4 protein-coding genes are annotated in these 5608 nt (G+C 40.9%); 1 reads left to right on the forward strand and 3 read right to left on the reverse strand.

The window, feature by feature from the left end:
* Positions 1–95 precede the first annotated feature (95 nt).
* Positions 96–1781, reverse strand: a complete 1686-nt coding sequence (gene kdpA / locus ACM0OS_RS28230; RefSeq protein WP_414546490.1) for a potassium-transporting ATPase subunit KdpA — start codon at positions 1779–1781, stop codon at positions 96–98.
* Between the two features lie 739 nt (positions 1782–2520).
* Here kdpA and ACM0OS_RS28235 point away from each other — a divergent pair.
* Complete coding sequence (locus ACM0OS_RS28235; protein WP_414546491.1) at positions 2521–3990, forward strand: FAD-dependent oxidoreductase; 1470 nt, start codon at positions 2521–2523, stop codon at positions 3988–3990.
* Here the strand turns inward: ACM0OS_RS28235 and ACM0OS_RS28240 are convergent.
* Both ACM0OS_RS28240 and priA read right to left on the reverse strand, forming a co-directional pair.
* Complete coding sequence (locus ACM0OS_RS28240) at positions 3984–4430, reverse strand: hypothetical protein (RefSeq protein WP_414546492.1); 447 nt, start codon at positions 4428–4430, stop codon at positions 3984–3986. The two genes, ACM0OS_RS28235 and ACM0OS_RS28240, sit on opposite strands and share 7 nt — an antisense overlap.
* A 69-nt stretch (positions 4431–4499) precedes the next feature.
* On the reverse strand, positions 4500–5608 hold a 1109-nt coding region (gene priA, locus ACM0OS_RS28245; RefSeq protein WP_414546493.1), incomplete at its 5' end, for a primosomal protein N'.

The following is a 5608-nucleotide window of genomic DNA, read 5'->3' on the forward strand; positions in this document are numbered from 1 at the left end:
AGACGCAGGGGGGCAGGGAGCAGGGAGCAGAGGGGGGAAAGATTTTCGGTGAGTACCAACATCTTTGTTTTTATCTTCCTCATCCCCTCATTTTTTTAACTACCAGATGCGAGTTTAAAGCTTTCGGCTATTGGGCCTAGGGCTAATACTGGAAAGAAGGTTAACATACCTAAAATCAGTACTAATCCGGCGGTAACAGTGGTAAATACCAAGGAATCTGTTTTGAGGGTACCAGTTGTTTCGGGTATGGTTGCTTTACCAGACATCCTGTCAGCTAATAACAAGATGGCGATCATCGGGATGTAACGTCCTGCTAACATACTGAAACAGGTACTTAGGTTCCACCATAAAGTGTTGTTGGTCAATCCCTCTAAACTAGAACCGTTGTTGGCACCAGCTGAGGCATATTCGTAAACTACTTGAGAAATTCCGTGAAAGCCGGGGTTGCTAATTCCCGATAAGGAAAATGGATAGGCCAATGTGATGGCACTGGGAATTAAAACTACAATTGGGTGAATTAGTAGGACTACACTGGCAAGGATGATTTCCGGTTTTTCGATTTTGCGCCCTAAAAATTCTGGGGTGCGTCCTACCATGAACCCGGTTAAGAAGACAGTCAGAATTATATAAATCAATAGGTAAGCTATTCCAGTTCCCTGACCTCCCCAGACTACTCGCAAAAATAAGTTGAATAATGTCGAAAATAGTCCTTGTGGCATTAAGGAATCATGCATTCCGTTGACTGCACCACACATGGTGGCGGTAGTCATGACTGCCCATAATGCTGTTTGCGCCCAGCCAAGTCGAATTTCTTTGCCTTCTAGATTGGGTTGTTCTAATCCCAATGTGCCATTAACTAGGGGATTCCCTTGTTGTTCTCCACCGATGGCTATCCAAACTAAAATTACAAAAGCTATAAATACCATCCAAAACAGTAGCCAAGCCTGTCTGATGTTTTTGCTAAATACGCCATAGGTGTAAATTAAGGATGCAGGAATGGCAATCATGGCGATCGCTTCGATTAAATTAGAAGCACCATCGGGATTTTCAAAGGGATGGGCAGAGTTAACGCCAAAAAAACCACCGCCGTTATCGCCTAACATTTTGATCATCTCAAAGGAGGCTACTGGCCCTCTGGCAATATATTGTGTGCCACCTTCTAGGGTTTCTACAACCAGTGTTCCATCTAATGTTTGCGGTACACCTAATAAAACTAAGGCGATCGCTCCAATTACTGAAATAGGTAATAATATCCTGGTAATAGCACGGGTAAGATCAATGTAAAAGTTACCTAGCTTTCTGCCTGTTAAGCCCCGCATCAAGGCAATGCCCACCGCCAGACCTGTAGCGGCTGAGGTAAACATCAAAAAACCTAAAGCTGCTACCTGACTAAAATAACTTAAGGTTGTCTCACCAGTGTAATGTTGCTGCCCAGTATTAGTTACAAATGAAACAACTGTATGTAGTAATATATCCCACGTTGGCGCACCAAAGCCATTGGGATTCCAAGGTAAGATTCTTTGAAAATATATCAGCAAGTATACTAAGATACTCATGATCAGGTTGCTGAAGAGTAATGCTCGGACATACTCCCCGGCTGTCATATTATCTTTTCTGTTGACACCTGCTAGTAGAAAAAAACTTCTCTCTATGGGGTTCATGAGAAAGTCAAATAATGTTCTTTCTCCTAAGAAAACACGCGCTATGTATTTTCCCAAAACTGGAGTAATGGCTATGACAATACACAGCGTTAAACCTATTTGCAGAAAACCTTGTCCCATTGATTTTTGCTCGATTCAAATAAAGTAATGGAAAGCTTAATATTTAGATATATAGGATTCATATTTGATTTTTGGAAAGCTGGATAAATCTCCACCCTAAAGGATACAGGTGAGGAAGTTATTATACTTAGCAAGACTCAACTGAAATTCCTATATCCCATGAATTATGCGGCAATGTCTCATATACATAACCTCAATTCATTGACTTGTTGCAGTTATTAATATTTTTCAGATTCTTGGAAAAGTTTCCGTCAAAAATATTTAAATTTTATGCTTAGACATCTAACTTGTTGGTTAATATTTCCTGGTTATACAATATATTCTCGAAATCTGCTAATTTAAAATTTCTTTTGTACTAAGATATATTTATTACACAAGTATAAGATATTTAGTATAAAATTATACTTTTTTGTTTCATCAGCGCACCCTGAATGAGAATTTAGCAAAAAATTATATTGTATATTTAACCTTTTGAGTCAAAATAGACAACTTGCGAACATAAACTTTAAAAATTAAGCCATCTGTTTTATATTTATTGCACCCAAATTTTGACCAATTTGGCATAAATTAAACTTCAGTTTTATCTAAATTGCCTTTTCCGCAGGATAGCAAAATAAAATGTCTGCTGTGTGCTGACTCTAGAATTATCTGAGTTCCAACATTGAATATTGCTGTTGTCAAGATACACTCAAGCGTTAACATTAGTGTATTGATGTAATAAATAATACCCAAAAATACTATGTCTACTCAAGAATCTTTGAAACTTAAAGAGAAAGTATTGATTGTTGGTGGAGGGCCAGCAGGACTAGCGACTGCATTAATGTTGGCTAAACGTGGTTGGATAAATATTACAGTCCTAGAACAACGGGCTAGCGCTGATTACTATGAACCTGACAAGTCGTTCCTGTATTTAATTGATGGTCGAGGTCAAAAGTTCACAGATTCTTTTGGACTCACCGAACAGATATCGAAAATCAGTGTCCCCACGACAGAATTTTATTTTACCGAGATCAAACCGAATGGTAGCCGCAAAACGTCGAAATTGCCTATTGTAGATCCCCAACGCAAAACAGCTTATTGGTTACCACGCAAAGCATTTGTGCTGTTGTTATACCAAGAAATCGTACAAAATTGGACTCAAGCAATTACGGTATTATTTAAGACTAAATGTCTTCAAATTAACCAAAATCAGGAAAACCTGGAAGTCACTACACAATCTGCAAATGGTAGTATTGTCAAGTTTGAGCCTAGTTTTTTGGTTGGTTGTGATGGGATCAACTCTATTGTCCGTAATACTCTCAAACAGTGGGATGAATCTACATCAGATAAGTTTGAGATGCAGCTGTTTCCTTCACCGAGTTCAGGATTGAGGTATAAAGTTTTAACCTTACCGCCAAACTTCCCTTTGGATCACAGTGGCACAGAAAAGGCCGTGAGTCATATGGCTTACGCTATTCGAGGAAGCTTTCGAGATCATCTGCGTTCTTTGTCTTTGGGTCTATTACCTCTGCAAAACCCAGATGAACCTCGGACAGCCAATGTAATTACCCAACCTAACCATAAAATCTGGGAATTGAAAACAAGTGAGGAAGTTGACAACTTTTTTGAGCAAGCCTTCCCCCAATTACCCCTACGTCAAATAGTTTCACCGGCAGAAGTCGAACGATTTGCTAAAAGTGAAGGCGGTTGCTTTCCTCCTCCACAATACTGTTCTGGATTGCACTACTTATTAAAACCACAACCAACTGCTGTTACGGGAATAGTACTTTTAGGAGATGCTATCCATTGCTTTCCTCCAGACATTGGTCAAGGAGTAAATTCAGCATTGGAAGATGTGTGTGTTTTGCATGAAGCCCTGTGTCAGAGTGATGATGATCTTTCTCAGGCGTTACCTTTATACGAATCCTTGCGGCTTCCTGATGTCAAAGCTTTGGTACGTCTGGCGCAAACTGCCTATCCTTGGCAGTATAACCAGGATCGCTTAGGTAAAAGGCTGTGGAGCATCAACTTTTTTATGAGGTTTTTACTGAGTCGGTTATTACCCTACATTTTTAATCCGCCAGCTTTCTTGCTTATTCAAAATCATCAACTTTCCTACCAGGAGATATGGAAAAAGGCTCAACGTACCACCAAGTCCTTGTATGTACTGGGTCTAATATTGATTTTTGGGTGTTTAGCTCTAGTGAATAGCTATGTTAGGCATTATTGACGGGTGAAAATTGCTTTTTTCATCCCCATTTCCTCTATGGTCACAGGATTACCATCTTTGGTGAAATCAAAAAATTTGGTAATTCGTCCGTGAATAAATAATGTCCATGCTGGTTTATTATCTTCGATCCAGATGCAATGGTATTTTTTAGCAGACCGAAAAATGATTGAGCCTGGCCTGTACCATTTGGTTCCTTGTTCTGTTTTCTCCCAGTATCCACCTTTTAAGATAATGCTGATATTAACCCAGGGGTGGTTATGTAGTAAACCTTTATACCATTGTGGACGATCTAACATTTGGTTCAGGGTGATATTGAACCAGCGATTTTGAGGAAACAAAATAAAGTGAATATGCTGGCGCGGCTGTTTCTGTTCTGGATCGTTATAAGCAGTTAAGCAAGGACGAGACTCTAGATACTTGTTAAATAATTTGGCAAGCACAAAAATAGCTCCTAGTTAAAGCTTGGTAGTACTAATTCGTAGTTAAGTAAATGCAATATGTCAGCTTGATTACATGATGTTCAACGGATCAACATCTATAGTTAAGCTAACAGAATCACAACAAAGCGATCGCACTGACTCCCAATCGGGTAGTTGCGGTAAGGCATCAGGGGCGAATTTTAGGAGTATTTGCCAGCGATAACGGTTGGCTACCCTCACAATACTTGCTGGGGCTGGGCCTAGCACCTCAAAGCCTTCTCTATCGCTTAATGCTGTGGCGATGATTTGGGCTGTGTTCTGTACTTGGATGGGATCAAGGCTACTTAAACGTAATAAAATTAACCTGCCATAAGGCGGATAATTCAGTGCTTCCCGTTGTTCTAATTCAGTTTGAGAAAAAGTCTGATAATCATGTTGTTGCACCGCTTCAATTACCGGGTGTTCTGGGGTGTATGTTTGCACAATCACTCTACCGGGATCATCGCCTCTACCAGCACGGCCAGCTACTTGAGTTAAGGTTTGAAATGCCCGTTCACTGGCACGATAATCTGATAGATGCAATAAACCATCAGCAGCGACTACACCCACAAGTGTCACCTGGGGTAAATCTAAACCTTTGGTGAGCATTTGCGTACCTACTAATAAATGTGCTTCCCCGTTGGCAAACCGCGTTAGCAGGGTACGGTGTGCGCCTTTGTTGCGGGTGGTATCGCTATCAAACCGGATATAACTTAACTGCGGAAACTGTCTTGCTAATTCTTGGGCGACGCGCTGAGTTCCGCTACCAAAAAATTTCAGGTAAGGTGAACCGCATTCTGGGCATTGTTGGGGATGCGATCGCACATAATTACAGTAATGACAGCGTAATAATTGGGGCGCTCCGTCTTCGGTCTGGTGATAGGATAGCGACACGTCACAATGGGGACATTCCATTACATACCCACAACTGCGACAAGAAACAAAGGTACTGTGTCCCCGGCGATGAATAAATAAAATTCCTTGTTGTTGCTTTTCTTGCAGCTGATGTAAAGCTGTTTGTAGCGGCCTACTAAATATAGAACGGTTTCCCTGCTGCAACTCTAGTCGCATATCAACTAATTCCACTGGGGGTAAAGGGCGGGAGTTAATGCGTTGCGGAAGGGAGAGGTAGTGAGTGGGGGATGGGGAGACAAGGGGAT

The sequence above is a fragment of the Nostoc sp. CCY0012 genome (assembly GCF_963920855.1).
In the GTDB taxonomy this organism is placed as follows: Bacteria; Cyanobacteriota; Cyanobacteriia; order Cyanobacteriales; family Nostocaceae; genus Cyanocohniella.

What these genes read in the sequence shown, in the direction of transcription:
- kdpA (WP_414546490.1), bottom strand. Translation starts at nt 1,781, where the DNA reads ATGGGACAAGGTTTTCTGCAAATAGGTTTAACGCTGTGTATTGTCATA.
- ACM0OS_RS28235 (WP_414546491.1), top strand. Translation starts at nt 2,521, where the DNA reads ATGTCTACTCAAGAATCTTTGAAACTTAAAGAGAAAGTATTGATTGTT.